The sequence below is a fragment of the Streptomyces sp. NBC_00454 genome, assembly GCF_041434015.1.
In the GTDB taxonomy this organism is placed as follows: Bacteria; Actinomycetota; Actinomycetes; order Streptomycetales; family Streptomycetaceae; genus Streptomyces.
This window is the reverse complement of record NZ_CP107907.1, coordinates 1274792-1297107: the sequence shown is the minus strand read 5'-3', so window position 1 is coordinate 1297107 and position 22316 is coordinate 1274792. Positions and strand designations below refer to the sequence as shown.

18 protein-coding genes are annotated in these 22316 nt (G+C 70.6%); 14 read left to right on the top strand and 4 right to left on the bottom strand.

Annotated elements, in window-relative coordinates; genetic code table 11:
* Positions 1-67 precede the first annotated feature (67 nt).
* From OHU74_RS05975 to OHU74_RS05910, 14 genes are all read left to right on the top strand, one after another.
* The gene (locus tag OHU74_RS05975; RefSeq protein WP_371614935.1) at positions 68-808 is read left to right on the top strand and encodes a type 1 glutamine amidotransferase domain-containing protein; all 741 of its coding nucleotides are present in this window, start codon (positions 68-70) and stop codon (positions 806-808) included.
* Between the two features lie 210 nt (positions 809-1018).
* Positions 1019-2512 (top strand): aldehyde dehydrogenase, encoded by a 1494-nt coding sequence (locus OHU74_RS05970; protein WP_371614934.1) that lies wholly within the window; start codon positions 1019-1021, stop codon positions 2510-2512.
* 43 nt (positions 2513-2555) lie between these two features.
* A complete protein-coding gene (locus OHU74_RS05965; RefSeq protein WP_371614933.1) occupies positions 2556-3170 on the top strand; it encodes an NADPH-dependent F420 reductase in 615 nt (204 codons plus the stop codon).
* Entirely contained in the window at positions 3155-3691 is a 537-nt protein-coding gene (locus OHU74_RS05960) for a (2Fe-2S)-binding protein (protein WP_371614932.1), read from the top strand. The genes OHU74_RS05965 and OHU74_RS05960 overlap by 16 nt, the downstream gene beginning before the upstream one ends.
* On the top strand, positions 3688-6093 hold the full coding sequence (locus OHU74_RS05955; RefSeq protein WP_371614931.1) for a xanthine dehydrogenase family protein molybdopterin-binding subunit: 2406 nt from the start codon (positions 3688-3690) through the stop codon (positions 6091-6093). Before OHU74_RS05960 ends, OHU74_RS05955 begins: the two co-directional genes overlap by 4 nt.
* Positions 6090-6932, top strand: a complete 843-nt coding sequence (locus OHU74_RS05950; protein ID WP_371614930.1) for a xanthine dehydrogenase family protein subunit M — start codon at positions 6090-6092, stop codon at positions 6930-6932. Before OHU74_RS05955 ends, OHU74_RS05950 begins: the two co-directional genes overlap by 4 nt.
* Positions 6933-7027: 95 nt before the next feature.
* Positions 7028-8284, top strand: coding sequence for an MFS transporter (locus OHU74_RS05945; protein ID WP_371614929.1), 1257 nt, complete (start codon positions 7028-7030; stop codon positions 8282-8284).
* A complete protein-coding gene (locus OHU74_RS05940) occupies positions 8281-9813 on the top strand; it encodes an ATP-binding protein (RefSeq protein ID WP_371614928.1) in 1533 nt (510 codons plus the stop codon). The genes OHU74_RS05945 and OHU74_RS05940 overlap by 4 nt, the downstream gene beginning before the upstream one ends.
* A 15-nt stretch (positions 9814-9828) precedes the next feature.
* Positions 9829-10170, top strand: a complete 342-nt coding sequence (locus tag OHU74_RS05935; protein ID WP_330295359.1) for a nuclear transport factor 2 family protein — start codon at positions 9829-9831, stop codon at positions 10168-10170.
* 94 nt (positions 10171-10264) lie between these two features.
* Positions 10265-10909 carry a TMEM175 family protein gene (locus OHU74_RS05930; RefSeq protein WP_371614926.1) on the top strand — a complete coding sequence of 215 codons (645 nt, stop codon included), beginning with the start codon at positions 10265-10267 and terminating at the stop codon, positions 10907-10909.
* A gap of 72 nt (positions 10910-10981) precedes the next feature.
* The gene (locus OHU74_RS05925; protein WP_371614925.1) at positions 10982-12277 is read left to right on the top strand and encodes an IS701 family transposase; all 1296 of its coding nucleotides are present in this window, start codon (positions 10982-10984) and stop codon (positions 12275-12277) included.
* A complete protein-coding gene (locus tag OHU74_RS05920; protein WP_371614924.1) occupies positions 12277-13482 on the top strand; it encodes an XdhC family protein in 1206 nt (401 codons plus the stop codon). The genes OHU74_RS05925 and OHU74_RS05920 overlap by 1 nt, the downstream gene beginning before the upstream one ends.
* A 157-nt stretch (positions 13483-13639) precedes the next feature.
* Entirely contained in the window at positions 13640-15082 is a 1443-nt protein-coding gene (locus tag OHU74_RS05915; RefSeq protein WP_371614923.1) for a GuaB1 family IMP dehydrogenase-related protein, read from the top strand.
* 205 nt (positions 15083-15287) lie between these two features.
* Complete coding sequence (locus OHU74_RS05910; protein ID WP_371614922.1) at positions 15288-15842, top strand: sigma-70 family RNA polymerase sigma factor; 555 nt, start codon at positions 15288-15290, stop codon at positions 15840-15842.
* 73 nt (positions 15843-15915) lie between these two features.
* Here OHU74_RS05910 and OHU74_RS05905 read toward each other — a convergent pair whose 3' ends face one another.
* The 4 genes from OHU74_RS05905 to OHU74_RS05890 form a co-directional block, all read right to left on the bottom strand.
* The gene (locus OHU74_RS05905) at positions 15916-17085 is read right to left on the bottom strand and encodes a glycosyltransferase (RefSeq protein WP_371614921.1); all 1170 of its coding nucleotides are present in this window, start codon (positions 17083-17085) and stop codon (positions 15916-15918) included.
* Positions 17085-19976: a CDP-glycerol glycerophosphotransferase family protein gene (locus OHU74_RS05900; RefSeq protein WP_371614920.1), complete on the bottom strand. Its 2892-nt coding sequence runs from the start codon at positions 19974-19976 to the stop codon at positions 17085-17087. The genes OHU74_RS05905 and OHU74_RS05900 overlap by 1 nt, the downstream gene beginning before the upstream one ends.
* A 286-nt stretch (positions 19977-20262) precedes the next feature.
* Positions 20263-20406, bottom strand: coding sequence for a hypothetical protein (locus tag OHU74_RS05895; RefSeq protein WP_371614919.1), 144 nt, complete (start codon positions 20404-20406; stop codon positions 20263-20265).
* A gap of 90 nt (positions 20407-20496) precedes the next feature.
* The gene (locus OHU74_RS05890) at positions 20497-22083 is read right to left on the bottom strand and encodes a DUF6056 family protein (protein WP_371614918.1); all 1587 of its coding nucleotides are present in this window, start codon (positions 22081-22083) and stop codon (positions 20497-20499) included.
* Positions 22084-22316 lie beyond the last annotated feature (233 nt).

Here is a 22316-nt window from a genome sequence, read left to right as displayed (position 1 = left end):
CAGCGAATCCGGCAGTGAATCAGGCAGCATCCAGTACATCCGGCACACCCAGACAAGGAGAAGAGTCATGAAGATTCTCGTCGTCATGACGGCCAAGGCCACGCTTCATCTGCTGGACGGGGAACAGCACCCCTCGGGATTCTGGGCCGAGGAATTCGCCGTGCCCTTTTCCCTCTTCAAGGCCGCCGGCCACACCGTGGACGTGGCGACGATCGCGGGCCGGGTCCCCACCGTCGACCAGACCAGCATCGACCCGCAGTTCCTGCGGTGGGTGCGCCCGGAGGGCTCGCCGGACGAGGACGCCGCCAACGCGGCCGAGTACGTCCGGGTCATCGAGGACGCCCCGCAGCTGAGAAACCCGATCGCCCTGGAAGGCCTGGGCGAGAAGGACATCGCGGACTACGACGGCATCTACATCAGCGGCGGGCACGGAGCCATCGGCGACCTGCCCAAGTCCGACGAGCTCGCGCAGATCCTGCGCTGGGCCATCGCCCAGGACAAGCCGCTCGCCACCGTCTGCCACGGCCACACCTCACTGCTCGCGCTGCGCGACGGCGAGGGCAGGTGGCCCTTCGAGGGCTACCGGATGACGGCCTTCTCGCACAGCGAGGAGCTGGTCACCAACATGGCCGGGCGCCTCCCGCTGATCCTGGAAGTCGAACTGACCCGGCTCGGCGCCCGCTACGAGAAGGCCGAAGCGATCTGGGACTCGCACGTGGTCGTGGACCGCAGGCTCACCACCGGCCAGAACCCGTACTCCTCCAGGGCCCTGGCCGAAACGTTCCTGACGCAGCTCGCGCAGGGCTAGCGCTGTGGCCGGAAAGGTTCACCGGGTCGCGGCGCCCGGCACGGCACCTCGCCGCGTTGTCGGACCACGCAAGTACGTCCAGTACGAGACGTGGCCCTCCGCCTTGCGATGCACCGCACCGGACACCGCGACCCGGCAAACCTTTCCGGCCGCAGCACTAGCCGGACCGCCCTGCCCCCGTACTCCGACACCGGAAGGCAGCCCCCAGTCATGACCAAGCGCGTGATCGGCGACCGGCCCCTGGCCAATCCCGGGAAACTGTTCATCGGCGGCAAGTGGGTCTCGGCCCAGGACGGCCGTACCGAACCGGACATCAGCCCCGTGGACGGCCAGGAGATCGTACCGGTGGCCCAGGCAGCCGCCGCCGACGCGGACGCGGCCGTCGCCGCGGCCCGCCGGGCGTACGAGGAAGGTCCCTGGAGCAGACTCTCCGCCCAGGAGCGCGCGCTGCGGCTGAACCGGGTCGGCGAGCTCATCGAGCGCGACCTGGAGGAGATCGCCCTGCTGGAGACGGTGGACATGGGCAAGCCGTTCGCCTTCTCCTCCACGGTCGACGCCCCCATGGCCGCCCAGCTCATGCACTACTACGCCGGCGCCGTGACCCGGGTGGACGGCTCCTCGCGGGCCCCGGCCGGCGGGCAGCTCGCCTACACCCTGCGCGAGCCGGTGGGCGTCGTGTGCGCCATCACCCCCTTCAACTTCCCGCTGCTGCTGTCCATGACGAAGATCGCCCCGGCCCTCGCGGCCGGGAACACGGTCGTCCACAAGCCCTCGCCCGCCACCCCGCTGACCGCCCTGAAGATCGCCGAGCTGTTCCAGGAGGCGGAGATCCCGGACGGGGTGCTGAACGTCATCACCGGTCCGGGCGTGGAACTGGGAGAGACCCTCACCGACCACCCGGGCATCGACAAGATCGCCTTCACCGGCTCCACCGCGGTCGGCCAGTCGATCATCCGGAAGTCGGCCGGCACCCTGAAGAAGGTGACGATGGAGCTCGGCGGCAAGTCCGCCAACATCATCTTCGCCGACGCCGACCTCGACGCCGCCGAGGAACTGGCCTTCTTCGGCATCTACTACAACAAGGGCGAGATCTGCACGGCCGGCTCCCGGCTGCTGCTCCAGCGCCCCATCCACGACGAGATGGTCGAGCGGCTCGTCACCCGGGCCGCCGCCCTCAAGCCGGGCGACCCGCGCGATCCGGCGACCCTCTTCGGACCGCTCGCCCACCGGGGCCAGTTCGACAAGGTCAGCTCGTACATCGAGGTCGGGGAGAAGGAAGGCGCCGTCCTGCGCACCGGCGGCACCGGCTGGACCCCCGAAGGGACCTCGGCCGACCTGTCGGCGGGCCTGTACTTCCTGCCGACCGTGTTCACCGGCGTGGACAACGGCATGCGGATCGCCCAGGAGGAGATCTTCGGCCCCGTCCTGTCGATCATCCCCTTCGACACCGAGGCCGACGCCGTGCGCATCGCCAACGACAGCGCGTACGGACTCGCCGCCGGGGTCCACACCAAGGACCTGCGCCGCGCCCACCGGGTCGCCTCGCAGATCAAGGCCGGGACGGTCTGGGTCAATTGCTACAACCAGTACGACCCCTCCGTGCCCTACGGCGGCTACAAGGCCTCCGGGTACGGGCGCGAGTGCGGCCCCGAATCCCTGGAGAGCTACACCCAGACCAAGTCGGTCTGGATCGGCATGGACTGACCCCGGGCCCCGTTCCGGACCCGGATCTACCTGAGGAGTCTTCATGCGGATCGGCGTCATCGGTACCGGGCGGATCGGATCGACCCTGGCCAGGATCCTGGTGGCCGCGGACCACGAGGTGGTGCTCGCCAACGCCAGGGGGCCGCGCAGCCTCGCGCCCCTGGTGGCCGAACTGGGCCCCGCGGCCTCGGCGGCGCACCCCGCCGAGGCCGCGGTCCGCGCCGAGGTCCTGGTGCTGATGGTGCCCTTCGACAGCGTCCAGGGGCTGCTGCCGCAGGACTCCGTGCGCGACACCGTGCTCGTCGACGCCACCAACGCGTTCAACGGGCCCGGTGCGCCCCGGGATCTGGGCGGGCGGGGCTCCAGCGAACTCGTCGCCGACTGGTATCCCGGCGTACGGCTCGTGAAATCCCTGAACACCATGCATTTCGAGACACTCGCCGTCGCCGGCACCTCCCAGGGCGCGCGTCTGGCCCATTTCACGGCGGGCGACGACGGGAAAGCGAAGGAAATCGTCGCGGGAATCATCACGGATCTCGGATTCGCCCCCGTCGACACCGGCCCGCTGCACTCCGGAGGAATTCTCCAACAGCCCGGCGGGCCCCTCTTCAACCGGCCGCTCACGGAAGCGCAGGCGCTGGCATGGACCTCTCACTGAACGTGAACGGAAGACCCGAGCAGTTCTCGGCAGCGCCGAACGAACTGCTCGTCGAACGGCTCCGCGACGGCCTGGGACTGACCGGCACCAAGGTCGGCTGCGACACCGGCCAGTGCGGCTCCTGCGTCGTCCGGCTCGACGGCCGGTCCGTCAAGAGCTGTCTGATCCTCACCGTGTCGGCCGCCGGCTCCGAGGTGGCCACCATCGAGGGCGTCACCACCCCGGGCGGTGAACTCAGCGGCCTCCAGGAGGCCCTGCGCCAGGAGCACGGCACCCAGTGCGGCTTCTGCACCCCCGGCATGGTCATGGCCCTCGGCGAACTCGTCGAGAACACCGCCGCCGACCCCGAACCGCCCACCGAGCCCGAGATCCGCGAATGGCTCACCGGCAACCTGTGCCGCTGCACCGGCTACCACAGCGTCGTACGGGGAGTGCAGCGCGCCTGCTCCGCGGCCCGCGCCCAGGAGACCGCGGAGCCGGCCACCGCCGCCGCGTCCGGACAGGAGGGGTCGGGGAGATGACGACAGTGACGGGGGAGACCCCTCTCCAGGGCAACGGACCGCTCGGGCAGCCGCTGGACAGCCGCGAGGACCCGCAGCTGCTGCGCGGGGAAGCCACGTACGTGGGCGACATCAACCTGCCGGGCACCGCCCACATGGCGATCCTCGGCAGCCTGGTGGCCCACGCGAAGATCCTCTCCATCGAGACCAAGGCCGCCGAGCAGCTGCCCGGCGTGCTCAAGGTGGCCACCGCCGCCGACTTCACCGACGTGATGCCGCTGCCGTGCATCTGGATACCCGGCGGGGTCGAGAGCCACTTCCCGCCCCACCCCTACGGACTTCCCGGCGCCCGTCCGGTGCTGACCGGCGACGCCGTGCGCCACGTCGGCGACCCCATCGCCGTGGTCGTCGCCGAGACCCCGCGCCAGGCCGCCGCCGCGCTGGCCGCGATCTCCGTCGAGTACGAGCCGCTGCCCGTGGTGACCCGGGCCGACGAGGCCCTCGCCGAAGGCGCGCCCCAGCTGCACGAGGCCGTCCCCGGCAACCTCAACGCGTACTGGACCTGCGGGGACAAGGACCGCACCGACGCGGCCATCGCCGCGGCCGAGGTCACCGTGGATCTGGACCTGGTCAACCAGCGCACCATCAACAGCCCCATCGAGCCGCGCGGCGCGGTCGGCGACTACAACGCCGTCACCGGCGAGTACACCCTCTACGCCTCCACCCAGGGCCCGCACAACCACCGCTTCCTGCTCTCCGCGCTGGTCCTCGGCATCCCCTTCAACAAGCTCCGCGTGATCGCCCCGACCGTGGGCGGCAGCTTCGGCACCAAGGGGTACCTGTATCCCGACATGGCGCTGGTCCTGCTGCTCTCCAAGGCGCTGGGCCGGCCCGTGAAGTGGGTGGACACCCGTACCGGGCTGATGAACTCCACCGTCCAGGGCCGCGACCACCGCCAGCACGTCACCCTGGCGGGCACCCGCGACGGCCGGATCACCGCCGTGCGGGCCACCAGCTACGCCAACCTCGGCGCGTACCCCTCCACGATCGGCCCCGGCGTGGCCACCGCCCTGATGGGCCGCTCCATCAGCGGCATGTACGACATCGACGCCGCCTTCTGCGAGGTCTACGCCGCCTTCACCAACACCGTCTCGCTCGGCGCCCAGCGCGGCAGCGGACGCGCCGAGGCCGCGTTCCTGATGGAACGGCTCGTCGACCGGTACGCCTCCGAGATCGGCATGGACCCGGCGGCCGTACGCCGCAAGAACCTGGTGCCGAAGGAGAAGTTCCCGTACGACAACGGCCTCGGCTGGACCTACGACTCCGGGGACTACCAGCTCAACTTCGACCGGGCCATCGAGCTCTCCGGCTACGCCGACATGCCCGCCCGCAAGACCGAGGCCCGCGCCCGCGGCAAGCGGCTCGGCGTCGGCATCGCCTCCTACGTCGCGATCTGCGGGGTCGGCCCCTCCACCCGGATGTCCCAAGAGGGCATGCTCGGCGGTACCTGGGAGAGCGCCAACATCCGCGTCCACCCGACCGGCGAGGTCACCGTCACCGTGGGCTCCGCCTCCACCGGCCAGAGCCACGGCACGGTCTTCGCCCAGGTCGCCGCCGACGAGCTCGGCATCGACCCCGCGCAGGTCCAGGTGCACGAGGGGGACACGCAGAGCGCCCCGTACGGCCAGGGCACCTACGGCTCGCGCTCCTACAGCATGGCCGCGCCCGCCGTCGCCCTCACCGCCCGGAAGATCAAGAGCAAGCTGATCAGGGCCGGAGCCGTGTTCCTCGGCGTCCCCGAGGACAAGGTCGTCTACGAGGGCGGCAAGGTCCACGAAGAGGGCAACGAGGAGAACGCCAAGACCTTCGCCGAACTGGCGATGGCCATGTGGTACGGCTGGGGACTGCCCCCCGAGATCGAACCGGCCCTCGACGAGACCACCCACTTCGACCCGCCGGACTTCAACTACCCCTTCGGCACGCACGTGGCGGTCGTCGAGATCGACGAACTGACCGGCGAGACCGAGGTGGTGGCCTACACCGCCGTCGACGACGCCGGCAACATCGGCAACCCCAAGGTGGTGCTCGGCCAGATCGAGGGCTCCATCGTGCACGGCCTCGGCCAGGCCCTGATGGAGGCCGCCGAGTACGACGAGAACGGGCTCCTGATCAGCCGCGACCTGGGCCACTACGCCCTGCCGCGCGCCATCGACGCGCCCTTCTTCTCCCTCGACAAGACCACCACCCCCTCCCCGCACAACCCGCTCGGCGCCAAGGGCGCGGGCGAGATCGCCACCGTCCCGCCCGCCGCGGCCGTGGTCAACGCCGTGGTCGACGCCCTGTCCGACCTCGGCGTCCAGCACATCGACATGCCCGTCACCCCCGAGAAGGTCTGGCGCCGCCTGAGAGGGGAATCCCAGTGATCCTCACCGAGTTCGAATACGTCCGCCCGGTCGGCCTGGACGAGGCCCTGGCCCTGCTGGCGGGACAGCCCGGAGCCCGGGTGCTGGCCGGCGGACAGAGCCTGCTGCCCGGCCTGCGTACCGGGGAGGAGCGCGCCGCCCTGCTCGTCGACGTACGCCGCCTGGAGGAGCTCCGGGGCATCGAGCAGCCCGCCGACGGGACCGACGGGACCGACGGGATCCGGATCGGGGCGCTCACCACCCTCGCGGAGCTCGCGACGCACCCGCTGCTGCTGGCCCAGGCCCCCGAGATCGCGGCCGCGGCCCGCGCCAACGGCGACCCCCAGGTCCGCAACCTGGGCACCGCGGGCGGGAACCTCGCCGCCGGCGGCCGGGCCACCGACCTGCCGGTCGCCGCCATCGCCGCCGGGGCCACCGTCGAACTGGCCGGCCCCGGCGGGCGCACGACCGTCACCGCCGAGGAGCTCGCCGCCTCCGGGGTCCCGGCGGGCACCCTCGTCACCGCCCTGCTGGTGCCCGCCGCCGGCCGGGCCGCCGCCTTCACCAAGACCGCCGACCGGGCGACCCGCTACCCGGTGTGCGCCACCGCCGTACGGATCACCCCCGACGGGCCGCGCATCGCGGTCACCGGGGCCACCGCCCGCCCGCTGCGGCTGCGCGGGGTCGAAGACCGGCTGCGCGGGGGCCCGTACACCACGGACGCCGTGCTCGCGGCCTTCCGGGCCGAGCCCCGGGAACTGTTCGTCCCCGGGCGCGGCACCTCGGCCGAATACCTCGGCCACCTGGCGGGGGTGCTCACCGCCCGCGCGCTCGCGAGGGCGGCGCAGGCACCCGCCTGACCGACCACCACGGGGGAGTTGAAGCAGTGGAACCGCGCCCACCGACCACACGGTCCGAACGGACCGCGCCGACCGCGACCACCACGGGGGTCACCTTGCACCCAGCCGCCCACACGGCCAGTGCGCCCAGAGGCTCCGGTTTCTGGGTGGTGGGCGCGGTCCTCGTCCTGCTGATGCTCTCCTCCTCCGTCCCTTCCGCCCTCTACGTGCTCTACCAGCAGAAGTGGGGCCTGTCCTCCGGCGTGATCACGGTGGTCTTCGCCCTCTACGCCGTCACCGTGCTCGCCGGACTCCTGCTGTTCGGGTCGCTGTCCGACACCCTCGGCCGGCGGCCCGTACTCGGCGCCGGACTGGTCCTGGCCATCGTCTCCATGGGCCTCTTCGCCGGAGCCCGGGGGCTCGGACTGCTGCTCGCCGCCCGCGCCGTACAAGGACTCGCGGTGGGCCTCGCCACCGGAGCCATGGGCGCCGCCCTGCTGGAACTCACCCCGCGCTCCCGGCCCGCGCTCGGCGCCCAGGTCAACAGCGCCGGACCCACCATCGGCATCGGCCTCGGCGGGATCGGCGCCGGGCTCCTGGTCCAGTACGCGCCCGCCCCGACCGTACTGACCTACCTGCTGCTCGTCGGGGCCTTCGCCGTCACCCTGGTCGGCGTCGTGCGGATGCGGGAGAGCGCCCCGGACGCCCGGGGCGGCCCGGACGCGGCCGGCGCGGTCACGAGCCGCGGCCGCTTGCGGATCGCGCCGCACCGGATCCGGATCCCCGCCGCCGCGCGCGGCCGCTTCGCCGTCCTCATCCTGACCATCGTCGCCGTCTGGTCGGTCGGCGGGTTCTACCTCTCGCTCGGCCCGCACCTGGCCCTCTCCCTGCTCCGGTCCACCAACTACCTGGCCGGCGGAGCCACCGTGGCGCTCCTCGCGGGCGCCGCCACCGTCGCCCAGCTGCTCCTCGGCCGCACCGAGGCCCTGCGCACCGCCGTCATCGGACTGCTCGGCCTGCTGAGCGGCCTGGCCCTGGTGCTGCTCGGACTCGGACTCGGCTCCGCCCCCGTGTTCCTGGTGGCCACCGCCGTCCTCGGGGCCGGCTGGGGCGCCGCCTTCCTCGGCTCCTTCCGGGCGCTCAGCGCCCTCGCCGAACCGGCCCACCGCGGCGAACTGACCGCCGCCGTCTACGTCTTCGCGTACCTCGCGATGAGCTTGCCGGCCGTCCTCGCCGGGCTGTTCACCAACATCCACGGCCTGCACCGGACTTCGGTCGGCTTCATGGCGGCCGTCGCCGCCATGTGCGCGCTGGCCCTGTTCGCCACCCTGCGGCTGGCCGCCCGCACCCGGTCCGAGGGGAGCACGGCATGAACACCACCGCACTGCGGGCGGCCCTGCACGGGCTGGAGATCTTCTCGGGACTCACCGGGGAACAGCTGGACTGGCTGGTCTCCGTCTCCGAACCCCGGGTGCTCGCCGACGGGGAGGTCCTCTTCCGGGACGGGGAGGAGGCGACCGGCTTCCACGTCCTGCTCTCCGGCGGGCTCGTGGTGACCAAGGTCGTCGACGGCCGGGAGGAGGTCCTGACCCGGCACTCCACCGAGGAGGAGAGCGCCGTCGCCGACGACCACGACGGCAAACCCGCCGCGGCCCACCGCTTCACCGGCGAACTGCCGCTGCTCACGGACGGGGCGTACGTGGCCACGGCCGCCGCGAGCGGACCGGCCACCACCGTGGTCGCGTATACGAAGCCGGTCTTCTTCGAGATGCTGACCCGCTGCCACGGGGTGGCCGCCGTACTGATCCCCGTGCTGGCCTGGCGCATCAAGTCCTCCGAGGTCCAGGCCCGCAAACGGGCCACCGTCGAGGCCCTGGGAACCCTCGCCGCGGGCCTCGCGCACGAGCTGAACAACCCGGCCGCCGCCGTCGCCCGCGCCGCGCAGGAGCTGGCGCCCGCCCTGGAGCAGCTGACCCGGACCGCCCAGGCCTGGGGATCGGCCGCCACGGGCGCGGAGCGCTCCGTATTCGACCGGCTGGCCGAGGAGGTGGACAAGGTGGCGCCGCCGGTGGTCTCCGATCCGCTGGCCCAGGCGGACGCCGAGGAGGAGATCGCCGACTGGGCCGAGGAGGCGGGCGCCGAGCGTCCCGGACTGCTCGGCTCGGGGGTCAGTGACCTCGGGCTGGAGCTGGGCTGGCTGCTGGAACGGCTGGAGGGGGTCGGCGAGCCGGCCCTGCCCGCCGCCCTGGACCACCTCGCGGCGCTCCTGGAGATCCGCTCGCTCGCCGCCGAGCTGCGGGCGGCCGGTCCGCGGATCTCCCAACTGGTGTCGGCCACCCGGGATTACGCCAATCTCGACCGGGCCCCCGAACAGCGCTTCGCGGTGACCGACGGACTGGAGAACACGCTGGTCGTCCTGCGTGCCAAGCTCGCCGGGATCACCATCGTGCGTGCGTACGAACCGGATCTGCCCGAACTGACGGGCTATCCGAGTGAGTTGAACCAGGTGTGGACCAACCTGGTCGACAACGCCTCGGCGGCCATGGAGGGCGCCGGCACGCTCACCCTGCGCGCCCGGATCGAGGGCGTCTGCATGGTCGTGGAGATCGCCGACACGGGCTCGGGAATCCCGGAGGAATCCCTGCCGAGGATCTTCGAGCCCTTCTACACCACCAAGGACGTGGGCAAGGGCACGGGTCTGGGGCTGCACCTCAGCTACCGCATCGTGACCCAGCGCCACCACGGTTCGATCACGGCCCACTCACGTCCGGGGGAGACCCGGATGACCGTCCGGCTGCCGCTCTCCGGCACCGACCCGGGCTGCGCACCGCCCACCGAGCGGTCCGGCAGCGGCAGTTCAGGCAGTGCCACTCCAGGCAGTGGCAGTTCCCGCCCCAGTTGAACGAATGGAGTCGACATGACCAAGTACGACATCGCCACGCTGCACCCGGTGTTCGTCCGCCAGATGGAGGCGCTGGCCGCGCTGGACATCGAGGCGGTGATGAAGAACTACACCGAGGACGCCGTGCTGTTGCGCTTCGAGGGCGTCTCGGTCGGCATCGAAGCGGTGCGCGAGACCTTCACCGGCTACCTGACGGTGAAGCCCACCCTCGTGGAGCTGCAGGAATACGTCGAGACCGACGACACGATCTTCTACCGGGCGATCATGAATTTGAACGGCCAACCGGAGCATGCGTTCGGGACACTCGTGGTCCGCGATGGCCGGATCTGGCGGCAGACGGCTGGGTTCGGCGGCTGACGCCCGATATCTGGGTAGCGTGTGCGGGGAGGGCGGGGCAGAGTCCTCCCCGTGCGCGTGGGATCGTGTGCGCGGTGCGGCCGAAGGGGAGGTCATGGAACAGGAAACAAACCGGGTCGAGGCATTCAGTGACGGCGTATTCGCCATCGTGGTCACGATCCTGGTGCTGGAATTGAAGGTTCCGGAGGGTCAGGGCAGCGAGCTCTGGCACGGACTGCTGGAACAGTGGCCGCACTACGCGGCGTACGTCGTGAGTTTCCTGATCATCGGCGTCATGTGGGTCAACCACCACACCATCTTCAGTCACCTCAAGCGCGTCGACCGTCCCCTGTTGTTCCTGAATCTCCTGGTGCTGATGGTGGTATCGGTGATTCCATATACCACCAACATCCTCGCCGAACACCTCATGGACGGGGATTCGGCCAAGGTGGCGGCCGTTCTCTACAGCGGCTGGACCGTGGTCTACGCCCTCGCCTTCCTTGCTTTCTGGTGGTACGTCACTCAGGTCGGGCATCTTTTCCATGAAACGGTGGACAAAGAAGGCGCGCGCGCGACCCGGTTGAGATTTGGACTTGGCGCGATCGCTTACCCCTTGACCGTCGTCCTGTCCTTCTTCTCCGCTCCGCTCACTCTCGTCGCACACTTCCTGATCGCGCTCTACTATGCGGCGAACCAGATCCCCATCCCCCTCGTGGTAGAGGAAGAGCGGCTCGAATCTGCCAGCGACCTCAGGAAGTAGCCGCCGGGGCCTACGGCCGTTCTCCACGGTCAAGTAGGGTATTGGATCTAGCTGGTCGCGGGGGAGGCCCAGATGGCTCGCGTAGTCCTGCCGGAGGAATCCACCAGGGAAATCTCCGAATTGATCGACGTATTGATCTCGCTATTCTTCGAATCGTTACCCCGGCGGGACCAGCGAAACTGGGCCCGCGTATATCTGAACGGCCTCGTGCGGACCAGCGGAAAGAAAACAATCCGTAACATCGCCGGATCAGGGGCCAGTTCCGTCGAACAGAGCCTCCAGCAGTTCATCAGCAAATCCCCGTGGGACTGGACCCCCGTCCGCCGGTCCCTCGCCCAGCACCTCGAACGCACCGCCCAGCGCCCGCTGGCCTGGGTGGTCCGGCCGATGGTTATCGAGAAGGCCGGCGACCGCTCGGTCGGCGTAGGCCGGCAGTTTGTCCCGCAGCTCGGCCGCACCGCCAACTGCCAGCAGGCCAGCGGGATCTGGCTCGCATCCAGCGAGGCCGGTTTCCCCGTCGAATGGACCCTCACCCTCCCCGGTCCATGGACGGCCGAACTCCTGCGCCGCCGCAGGGCCGGCATTCCCGACACGGCACGCTCGCTCACCCCCGCCCAGGACGCCGTACACGCGGTCCAGCGGATGGCCGCCAGCTGGCAACTCCAGCGCAGGCCCGTGGTGATGGAGGTCTCCAACACCGAACTCCCGCAGTGCATCGACTCCTTCGCACTCCAGGACATCCCCTTCGTGTTCAAGGTGGACGGCACCCTGCCCGTCTCCTTCGGCGGGGCCGGCCGGCACAAACCCGGGCCGCACACCGCGCCCGCCCGTGAACTCATCGACTCCCTGCGCTCCCAGCGCCGCGTCGTCGAATGGACCCGCCACGGCCGCGCCGAGGGAGCGGTGACCCTGCTGACCTCGGCCGCCATCTTCGCCACCCCCGGCGAGGACCGGCTCGTGCCCGCGGCGCCCACTCCGCTGCTGCTGGTCGGAGCCTGGACCGAAGCGGCCCTGCTGCCCTCGGAGTTCTGGATCACCAACATCGGGGACCGGCCGCTCGCGCAGCTGTTCCTGCTCGCCAAGCTCACCGACCGGGTCGCGCTGGACTTCACCGAGGTGTGCGAACCCGCCGGCATCCGGGACTTCGAAGGCCGCTCCTTCCGGGGCTGGCACCACCACGCCACCCTCGCCAGCGTCGCCCACGCCGCGATGCTGCTGGGCCAGCGCGGACGGGACCCCGAGCCGTACCCCGGCCCGGCCCGCTCCTCCGCCAGCGCGCGCCCCGCCGCCCGGGTGGCCGCGCCCCCGGTGCTGCCGCCGAGACCGGTCGTCCCGGGGCAGAGCTCCCGCCGCGAATACATCCGCTGATGCTCGACATCGCCGCGGAGCTACGCGCGTGGTACGCCTCCGACCGGGACTTCGCCGTGGCCACCGTGGTCGCCGTCAGCGGCAGCGCGCCCCGCGGACCCGGGGCCTCGCTGGCCGTCGACGACCGGGGCACTGCCCTCGGATCCCTCTCCGGAGGCTGTGTGGAGTCGGCCGCCCACGAGATGTGCCTGGAGGCGATCGCCTCCGGCGAAGGAGGCGTGCACCGCTTCGGATACAGCGACGACGACGCCTTCGCGGTCGGGCTGACCTGCGGGGGGATCCTCGACGTCCTGATCACCCCGGTCCGCCGGGGCGACCTCGTGCGGCCCGTCATCGGGGCGGTGCTCGACGCCGCCGGCTGCGGGTCCCGCAGCGCCCTGGGCCGGGTGGTCTGCGGCCCGCCCGAGCAGCTGGGCCGGGCGCTGGCCGTCCACGCCGACGGCTCCTACGAGGGCTGCCTGGGCGGGAGCGCCGAGCTGGACGAGGCCGCCGCCGCGCGGGTGGGGGCCCTGCTCGCGGCCGGGCGCACCGGCACCGCAGAGCTGGGCACCGCCGGCGGGCTGTGCGGGCAGCCGCTGACGCTGCTGGTCGAGTCGGCCGCCGAACCGCCCCGGCTGCTCGTCTACGGGGCCATCGACTTCGCCGCCGCCCTCGCCCGGATCGGGGCCTTCCTGGGCCACCGGGTCACGGTGTGCGACGCCCGGCCGGTCTTCGTCACGGCCGCCCGGTTCCCCGAGGCCGACGAGGTCGTCGTGGACTGGCCGCACCGGCACCTGGCGGCGGAGTGGGAGGCGGGCCGGCTGGATGCCCGTACGGCGGTGTGCGTCCTGACGCACGACGCCAAGTTCGACATCCCGCTGCTCACGCTCGCCCTGCGGCTGCCGCTGGGATACGTGGGGGCGATGGGATCGCGGCGCACCCACACGGAACGGACCGAGCGGCTGCGGGCGGAGGGGCTGCCGGCGGCCGCGCTGGCCAGGCTGCGCTCGCCCATCGGCCTGGACCTCGGCGGGGGGACCCCCGAGGAGACGGCCCTGGCCATCGCCGCCGAGTTCACGGCGGTCCGGTACGGCAGGGAAGGAACGATTCTCCCGCTGGCGCGGCGCCGGGGCCCGGTCCACCGGCCCCCGCAGCAGCCGCCCGCCCGCCCGCCGGCCCTCGTCCGGACGGCCGGTGCCGTCCACGGAAGGCCCGAAGTCCCGTAGGACAGGACCGAAGTCCCGTAGGAAGCGACCATCCGGATCAAAATGTCCTGGACGATCGCCCCGGGCGGTGTGAACACCAGGACGTGGGAGAATGAAGTACGTGCGTTCCTCGGCTGCCCTGTCGGGGTTACCTCCGATCGACTGGGATGTTCAGCACGTGCGTTTCCTCAATGACCTGAAGCCGCCGTACGACCTGACGTACGACGATGTATTCATGGTGCCGAGCCGCTCCGCGGTCGGCTCCCGCCAGGGCGTCGACCTCTCCGCGCCCGATGGCACCGGCACCACCATTCCGCTGGTCGTGGCCAACATGACCGCCATCGCCGGCCGCCGGATGGCCGAGACGGTCGCCCGCCGCGGCGGCATCGTCGTCATCCCGCAGGACATCCCGATCGAGGTCGTCACCGACGTCATCTCCTGGGTGAAGACGCGCCACCTCGTGCTCGACACCCCGATCACGCTGGCGCCCACCCAGACCGTCGCCGACGCGCTGTCCCTGCTGCCCAAGCGGGCCCACGGCGCCGGCGTCGTCGTCGACGCCGACGGCCGCCCGGTCGGCGTCGTCACCGACCACGACCTGACCGGCGTGGACCGCTTCACGCAGCTCTCCGAGGTCATGTCCAAGGAGCTCCTGCTCCTCGACGCCGACATCGACCCCCGCGAGGCGTTCAACAAGCTCGACGCCGGCCACCGCAAGCTGGCCCCCGCCGTCGACAAGGACGGCAAGCTCGTCGGCATCCTCACCCGCAAGGCCGCGCTGCGCGCGACCCTGTACACCCCCGCCACCGACGCCAACGGCAAGCTGCGCATCGCCGCCGCCGTGGGCATCAACGGCGACTTCGTCTCCAAGGCCAAGCAGCTGCTCGACGCGGGCGTGGACACGCTCGTCATCGACACCGCGCACGGCCACCAGGAATCGATGATCAGCGCGATCAAGGCCGTGCGGGCGCTCGACCCGCAGGTCCCGATCGTCGCCGGCAACATCGTGGCCGCCGAGGGCGTCAAGGATCTGATCGACGCCGGCGCCGACATCATCAAGGTCGGTGTGGGCCCCGGCGCGATGTGCACCACCCGCATGATGACCGGCGTGGGCCGCCCGCAGTTCTCCGCGGTGCTGGAGTGCGCGGCCGAGGCCAAGAAGTACGGCAAGCACGTGTGGGCCGACGGCGGCGTCCGCCACCCGCGCGACGTGGCGATGGCGCTGGCCGCCGGTGCCTCCAACGTCATGATCGGCTCCTGGTTCGCCGGTACCTACGAGTCCCCGGGCGACCTGCAGCAGTCGGCCGACGGCCGCCTGTACAAGGAGTCCTTCGGCATGGCCTCGGCGCGCGCGGTGCAGAACCGCACGTCCGAGGAGTCCGCGTACGACCGTGCGCGCAAGGGCCTCTTCGAGGAGGGCATCTCCACCTCCCGGATGTTCCTGGACCCGGCCCGTCCGGGCGTCGAGGACCTGATCGACTCGATCATCGCGGGCGTCCGCTCCTCCTGCACCTACGCCGGTGCCGCCTCCCTCGCGGAGTTCGAGGAGAAGGCCGTCGTCGGCATCCAGTCCGCGGCGGGCTACGCCGAGGGCAAGCCGCTGCACGCCAGCTGGAGCTAGTACCTCCCACCGCGGCCCCGCCCCCGTCCACCCGGACGGCGGCGGGGCCGCGGTCGTTTCCGGCGGAGCCGGGACGGCGGCCACCCTCCGCGGGAGACCGTTCGGCGACCCGGAGGGACCGGTCGGCGCCTTGGCGCCAGGTGGCGGATGACTCCGCCGCGTGACCGGCGGGACACTCGCGGCATCCGACCCGGAAGGGATCGCCATGCCCGCCACCACCGCTACCCGTCGCCGCACCGACGCACATGCCCTGGCCCGGCTCCAGCGCGACCACGGCAAGGCGCTCTACGGTTTCCTCCTCGGACTGAGCTTCGGCGACCGCCACCGTGCCGAGGACCTCCTCCAGGAGACCCTGTTCCGCGCCTGGACCCATCCCGAGGCCCTGGAGAGCGGGGCCCACGCCTCCGTGCGGCCCTGGCTGTACACCGTCGGCCGGCGCGTGGCCATCGACGCCCGCAGGGCCCGGCTGTCGCGGCCCGTGGAGATCGGGCCCGACGTGCTGGAGCAGTCGCCCGCCGACGAGGACCGCACCGAGAGATCCGCCGCCGTCCTCGACGTCCGCGAAGCCCTGCGCTCGCTCAGCCCCGATCACCGGGCCGTGCTCGTCCAGATCTACTTCCACGGGGCCAGCGTCTGCGAGGCCGCCGAAGCGCTCGGGGTGCCCGCCGGAACCGTCAAGTCCCGTACCCACTACGCCCTGCGGGCCCTGCGCGACCTCCTGCCCGGCTACGGCCTGGGCCCCGTCCACATCGCCCGCTGAGCCCCGCACATGACCGAAGGGGGCCACCGGCGAAGTGCCGGTGACCCCCTTCAGCTGGCCCTCAGGAGCGTGCCTACTCGTCCAGAAGGCCGAACAGGCCTTCCCAGCGGCTCACGATCCGGTCGGTCGAGTAGCGCTGGATGTTCTCGCGGGCAGCCTCGCCCATGCGGTCCCGCAGCTCCTTGTCCGCCAGCAACTTCCCGATCTGACGGGCCAGTTCGGCGGTGTTGCCGGGTGACGCGAGCAGTCCGTCCACTCCGTCGGTGATGATCTCCCGGACTCCGGGGGCGACGTCGAAGGCCACACACGGCACGGCGGTGGCCATCGCCTCCATGGGAGCGAGGGGGAAGCCCTCGCCACGGGAGCTCAGGACGAACACGGAACCGTCGCGAAGGGCCCCCGGGACGTCACTGGTACGGCCCATCCACTCCACGGAGGACTCGATGCCCAGCGCCGCGCTCTGCTTGTGCAGCGCCTCCTGCTCCTCGCCCGCGCCGTAGATGCGCAGCGTCCAGTCCTGGTGGTGCGGTGCGACCTGGGCCCAGGCGTCGAGGAGCAGGTCGACCCCCTTCTCCTCGTGCAGACGGCCGATGCTCACCACCGTCTTGGACGCGCGCGCGGACGGCTCGTCCGGGAAGAACGGCAGGGGGTTGGGCATGAAGCCGACATTGTCGAACCGCTGGCGGATCCAGAGGTCCGCGTCCTCGCGCGTGAGGGTGAGCATGCGGTCCACGTCCTTGTAGAACCGCTGCACGCGCTGGAAGCGGGAAGAGCCGCGGCAGGTCTCGAAGGACTCGTGGCTCATGCCGATCACGGTGAGGCCGGCGGTGTCGGCGAGCGCCACCCATTCCATGGCCCACACCTGGGTGACGATGACGATCCCACCGGGGCGGGCGGCCCGGAACAGTGCCGTGAGCTTCGCGGCCTGCTCACGCATGCCGGCGTCACGGGCGGCATTGCGGCGCTGGTCGGCGAGGTTCAGCCTGCCCTTGAGCCCACGGAGGGACTTGGGGCTCGGCGGGTGGACGTCGTAGAGCGTGGTGGTCCGGTAGGGCAGGTCCTCGCCGAGTTCCTGGCTGCGCCCCTCGGGCGCCGGCGTGACGCCCAGGACGTGCACCTGATGGCCCCGTCCGCTGAAGAGGCGGGCCATCTGGTGGGTCCAGCTGGTGATGCCTCCCAGTTCGTTCACGCTGTTGGAGACGAAGAATATGTCCCGGGTGGGGGCTGCGGTCTGCTGGGTCATTAACGCCTCCAGTGCGCGAAGAACTGATCGATGATGCTCCGGCTGGCGGTGCCCTGGTCGTACTCGCCGAACCGCGCGCCGAACTGCTCCCGCTTCGACGCGTATTCGGATGCCTGGGCGTCCAGAGACCTCACCGCTTCGTGGAACTCCTCCTCGGTGTTGAACACCGGACCGGGGGCGTGCTCCAGCAGGTCGAAGTAGGTGCCGCGGTCCTGGTGCACGTACTCCTCGTAGTCGTACGTGAAGAAGAGCATCGGCCGGTCGAGCAGGGCGTAGTCGAACATCACGGAGGAGTAGTCCGTGATCATCGCGTCCGCGAGGCCCAGCAGCGGCGTCACGTCGTGGTGCGCGGAGACGTCGATGACCCGGCCGCGCACGGTGGGCGGCAGCACCACGTGGTTGAGGTAGTGCGCCCGCACGAGGAGCACGTAACGGTCACCGAACTCGTCGGCGAAGCGCTCCACGTCGAAGGGGAGCTCGAAGTGGGAGAGCCGGCCTCCCGCCTTGCGGAAGGTGGGGGCGTAGAGCAGGACCTTCTTGTCGGCGGGGATGCCCAACTCGGCTGCGAGCGGGCCCCGCTCGCGAGCTCCGCCGTCCGCCTCGTGCTGACGGGCCTGCGCCAGCGCGTCGTTGCGCGGATAGCCCACCCGCAGCAGGGACTTCTCCGGCAGCCGGAAGGCCTTGGCCAGGGTCTGCACGTCGTGTTCGGACCGGATCAGGAAGCGGTCGAAGCGGTCCAGGCCGTCCTGCTGCTCCTGCTGCCGGGCGCGCGAAGCGGCCTTGAGCTCGGGCAGGTCGAAGCCCATGCGCTTGAGCGCCGAGCCGTGCCACGTCTGGATGTAGGTGGTCTCGGGACGCTTCGTCAGCTTGAGCGGGAAGCTCTGGTTGTCCACCCAGAACTCGGCCTGGGCGAGCGCCTTGAGGTAGGGCAGCGACCAGGCGCGCACCAGGGTGGCGTCCTTGGGGAAGCCCTTCGGGGAACCGCGGTAGGACCAGATCGCTTCGAATTCGAGGCCCTGGCGCCGCATCTCCTCGTAGATGGCGCGAGGGCTGTCGCTGTACTGCCGGCCGATCATGCTTTCGAAGACGACCGTGCGCTTCTTGATGGGCAGGCGGCTGAAGACCTCGTGGTACAGACGGAGCTTGGTCTCGGTGGAAGTGAGGTTCTTGCGCACCGACTTGGCCTTGCGGTACCCCGACTTGGCCAGGGCCCCCGGCTTGCCCCGCACGCCGCGCTCGATCAGTTCGAGGACGCGCTCGTTCGTGTGGTTCTCGGTGACGAGGCGGAAGGCCAGGTGCCCCTTCGCGGAGGCGTGGGGCTCGAGGTGGTCGGCCACCATGCGGGTCAGCCGGGGGCGCACCGGCAGCACGCCGCCGGACAGGTCGATGTCGCCCACGGTTAGCCGGGTCGTCGTGCGGGAGCCGTTCACGTCCACGGACAGCCGCACGTCCCAGACGGTGTCGATGATCCCCAGGGGACGCAGGTCCTTGGTGAGGTCCGCCTCCGTCTCCCAGTAGACCGAGTCGCCGTCGTGCCGGACGACGCGCACGGGGAAGGAGAAGGACTGCAGGCTGCGGCGCCGGGCGCTGAACAGCAGCTCGCCTTCCAGCCGGGCTCCGGCCGGGATCACGCCGAGGGGATTGGTGATGCGGCCGGTCATGTGGATCTGGGAGCCCTCGGCGGCGAGGTGGGTGACCTCGTTGCGCAGGAACATCTGGGCGACCGGCTTCTGGTGGTAACCGAGGTTGGTCACGTCCAGGACGCCGCGGGCGAAGTCGTCGTCGAGGTACTGGTCGCACCAGTAGATCCGGCCCTCGCGCTCGGCCAGCGGGGAGGAGATCTTGTCGCGGTTCGTGAGGCTGTCGACCGCCGGGATCAGCCGCTCCCAGTCGCCCTGGCTGAGGAGATAGGCGCAGATGGCCTGGATGGGCAGGACCTTCTCGTAGGCCTCCGGAGCGATGCCCTTGAGGTACTCCTGGGAGTGCTTGGCGAACTCCAGCCGGTAGGCCTCGTCGCGGAACGGCAGGTCGCGCAGGTGCAGCACCAGGTCGTGCTTGAGGAACTTGACGTCCTTGGCGAGCTTGAGGTCGCTCAGCCCGTGCTCTTCCAGCAGCGCGTCGATGCGGCGGTGGATCTCCAGCCGGTGGATGTAGTTGGCCATCTCGTGCCGGCTGTTGGTCACCGACTTCTCGGCGGCCTGTTCGTGAACGTGCCAGAAATAGACCTGGTTGGGGATCAGCGTGATGCGCTTGGCCGCCAGATACGCATCGGCGATGAACATCAGGTCCTCGTAGAGCATCCCCTTCGGGAAGCGGAGATCGTTCTCGAGGAGGAAGTCACGGCGGTAGCACTTGTTCGTCGACAGGGTGTCCCATACGAACAGGTCGGGAAACTCGGTGACGGATTCCAGCGTGCGCGTGGCCGAGTAGATCCACGAGTACCACTCGTCGCGCTTCTGGTTCCGGGTGTCCTTGTGCAGTCGGACGCACAGTCCGGACACGATGTCGGACTGGGTCTCCTCCGCCGACTCGAAGAGGTTCCTGCACGCGTTGCGCTCCAGGACGTCGTCGCTGTCGAGGAACATGACGTAGCGGCCCGTGGCGTGCTGAATGCCGACGTTGCGAGGCTCGCCGCCGGCGCCGCTGTTCTCCGGGAGCTGGAAGGCACGGACCTTTCCGGGGTGTGCTGCGGCCAGCTCCTGGGCTACCTCGAACGAGCGGTCGGGACTGCAGTCATCAACGATCACGACCTCAACGCTCTGCAGCGTCTGCTCCAGTACGGACTGGACCGCAGCCGGCAGCCGGTCGGCATCGTTGAACACGATCACGACCACGGATATGTCCGGCACAGCAACCTCAACCTTCTCCTCGACGGCATTGCCTTCAAACATATCTCCCCATCAGTCACACATTGGTCACAGGTGGGGGATGTCGCTGGCTGGCGATGCCCGATTGCATTTCTGGGTAAGTCGGTTCGTTAGGGAAACGTGATGGGACAGCCGATCCTCCGGCCGGTCCCGGCGGCGTGCATGTCGATCTTCGTGGAGCCCGTTCCGTCCGGCCCACAGCAGCGCCTGCCGCACCACGCACGTACTTCCGCCGCCCCACTGCGCTCTCCGGCGCGCGGACGGCGTCCACACCGTTCCCTGCCCGACCCGGCTCCGGGAGGACGGGCGCCTACTCGTCCCGAGTGTCCGCGGACGCGTACTCGCCCGGCCCCGCGTAGCCGTGACAGTCAGGGCGGTGCGCCATGGAGTCGAAGTAGTCCACACCGCACTCGCAGTCCGGCGGGTCGGTGAGGTACAGGTCCTTGGTGTACAAGGTGATCTCCTACTGGCGGGGGTGTTGTCGGGGCCTGATGTCTTCAGGCCCCGACGACAGGAACCTCTGGGCGTGGCCAGCGGTCCGCGCTCAGCGGCGGTGGATCCGGTCGATGTCGTACCACTTGGAGACGCAGGCGGAGACCCAGTCGCGCTGGTAGTTCTTGGTGTAGAAGGGCTCGGCGAGGTTTCCGATGTAGAGGGGCTTGTAGCCGACGTCGGTGGTGCCCTGCCGGGCTTCCTTCTCGATCCGGGCGTTCTGGGCGTCCCAGGCCACCGATCGGGTGACGGTGGTGGTGGTCAGCGTCTGGACGGCGGGGACGAGCGCGGCCATCGCGGCCAGCGTGAAGGCGCCTGTGGCGATGACGGCTACGGGTGCGTACCGGGTGGTGGTGGTCCGGCTGGCGAGGTGGCGGCCGGCCCACTGGCCGAGCAGGGCTCCGTAGGCGCAGAGCGCGAGGACCATGGGGACGAGGTAGTTGGTCCAGGTCCGGGCGTAGGTCCAGCCGGTGGGGCCGTAGCCGCTGCGCAGGCCGGCTGCGACGGCGAAGGAGCCGAGGACGACGACGAGCGCCGGGAGCAGCCAGAGGGCGGCCCGGGTCAGCCGCGGGACGGTGCGGTCCGGTCCTCGCCGGCCGGCGGGGGTGCGCAGGCCGATGGCGAGTCCGATCAGGATGCCGACGGCGGCGGCTGCGAGGTAGGCCCACTGGCCGGTGACGGAGTCCCACATGAGGAGCCAGTCGTGGGTGGTGGCGCGCAGTCCCTTGCGGGAGAGGAGGGATTCCTTGGAGGGGTTCTGGGCGCGGCGCCAGCGGGCTCCGGGGGAGGTGTAGAGGAGGAGCAGGCCGCTGAGGAGTCCGAGGCACCAGGTCAGGCACCAGGTGAAGGGGCGCCAGGTGGCCGCGAGCCGGAACCGGGGGATGGCCAGGAGTCCGGCGCCGGCGCCGAGGAGGCCGGTGACCAGCGTGAACGGCTCGCTCAGGGTGCCCAGCGCGGCAGCGATGAGGAACGTCGCCACGAATCCGGCGGTGCGCAGGGGGCCGCTGGGCCGGCGGACGGTCCAGATCCCGAGCAGGAGCGTCCACACCCCGATGATGCTGGGGATGGTGTGGGAGATCGTGGCGGGGGCCCACAGCAGCGCCTGGTAGCTGCGGGTTCCGGCGAAGTAGAGGAGGGCCTGGAGGACCAGGGCGGCGGCGGTGAGGAGGAGCAGGCGGGGCTTGGCTCCGAGGAACCGCATGAACTGGGCGCCGAGGAGGACCAGGCCGAGGGTGAAGGTGACGGCGATGACGGTCGGCAGGATCTTGGTGCCGATGAGTCCGTCGCCGTAGATGACGCCGCTCAGGAAGGCGTTGGCGACCCGGCCGTTCTGGGTCATGTAGAAGTCGGAGGTGATCCCGAAGACGCCCATGTCACGGGATTTCCAGGCGGCGCACCAGTCGTCCGAGGTCGGCCGCACGTAGAGCCCGAGGAAACACCCGACGGCGACCAGCGCCCCCGACACGGTCACCAGGATCCCGGCCGTACCGAGCATCAGCCCGCGGCCGAACGCCCGCCGGTCACTGCCCCGGACCGCTGCCGGGGAAGCGCCGGGGAAATCCGCCCCAGGGTCCTGTTCCCCCTCGAACCCGCGCTCGGCTTCGCCTTCCCCTATCCCCTGGGGCACGTCAGTCCTCATTCACCAAATCCTTCACAGCGGCGCCGGTCGGGCCGTCGGCCGATCGCGCCTGCCGTCGAGGTCAGCGCAGGGTGGGCCCGGTTCGCATCAACGTGCACGGTGCGCGCCCACCGGCATCCGGAGGTCGCGCGGGACCGTATGAGCCTCCGTACACACCATGGAACTTACTCCATGTGAGTGAGCTGGACCCCATTGGGCCCTTCGGCCGCAGGGCTGCGGGCCTGTCCTGGCGG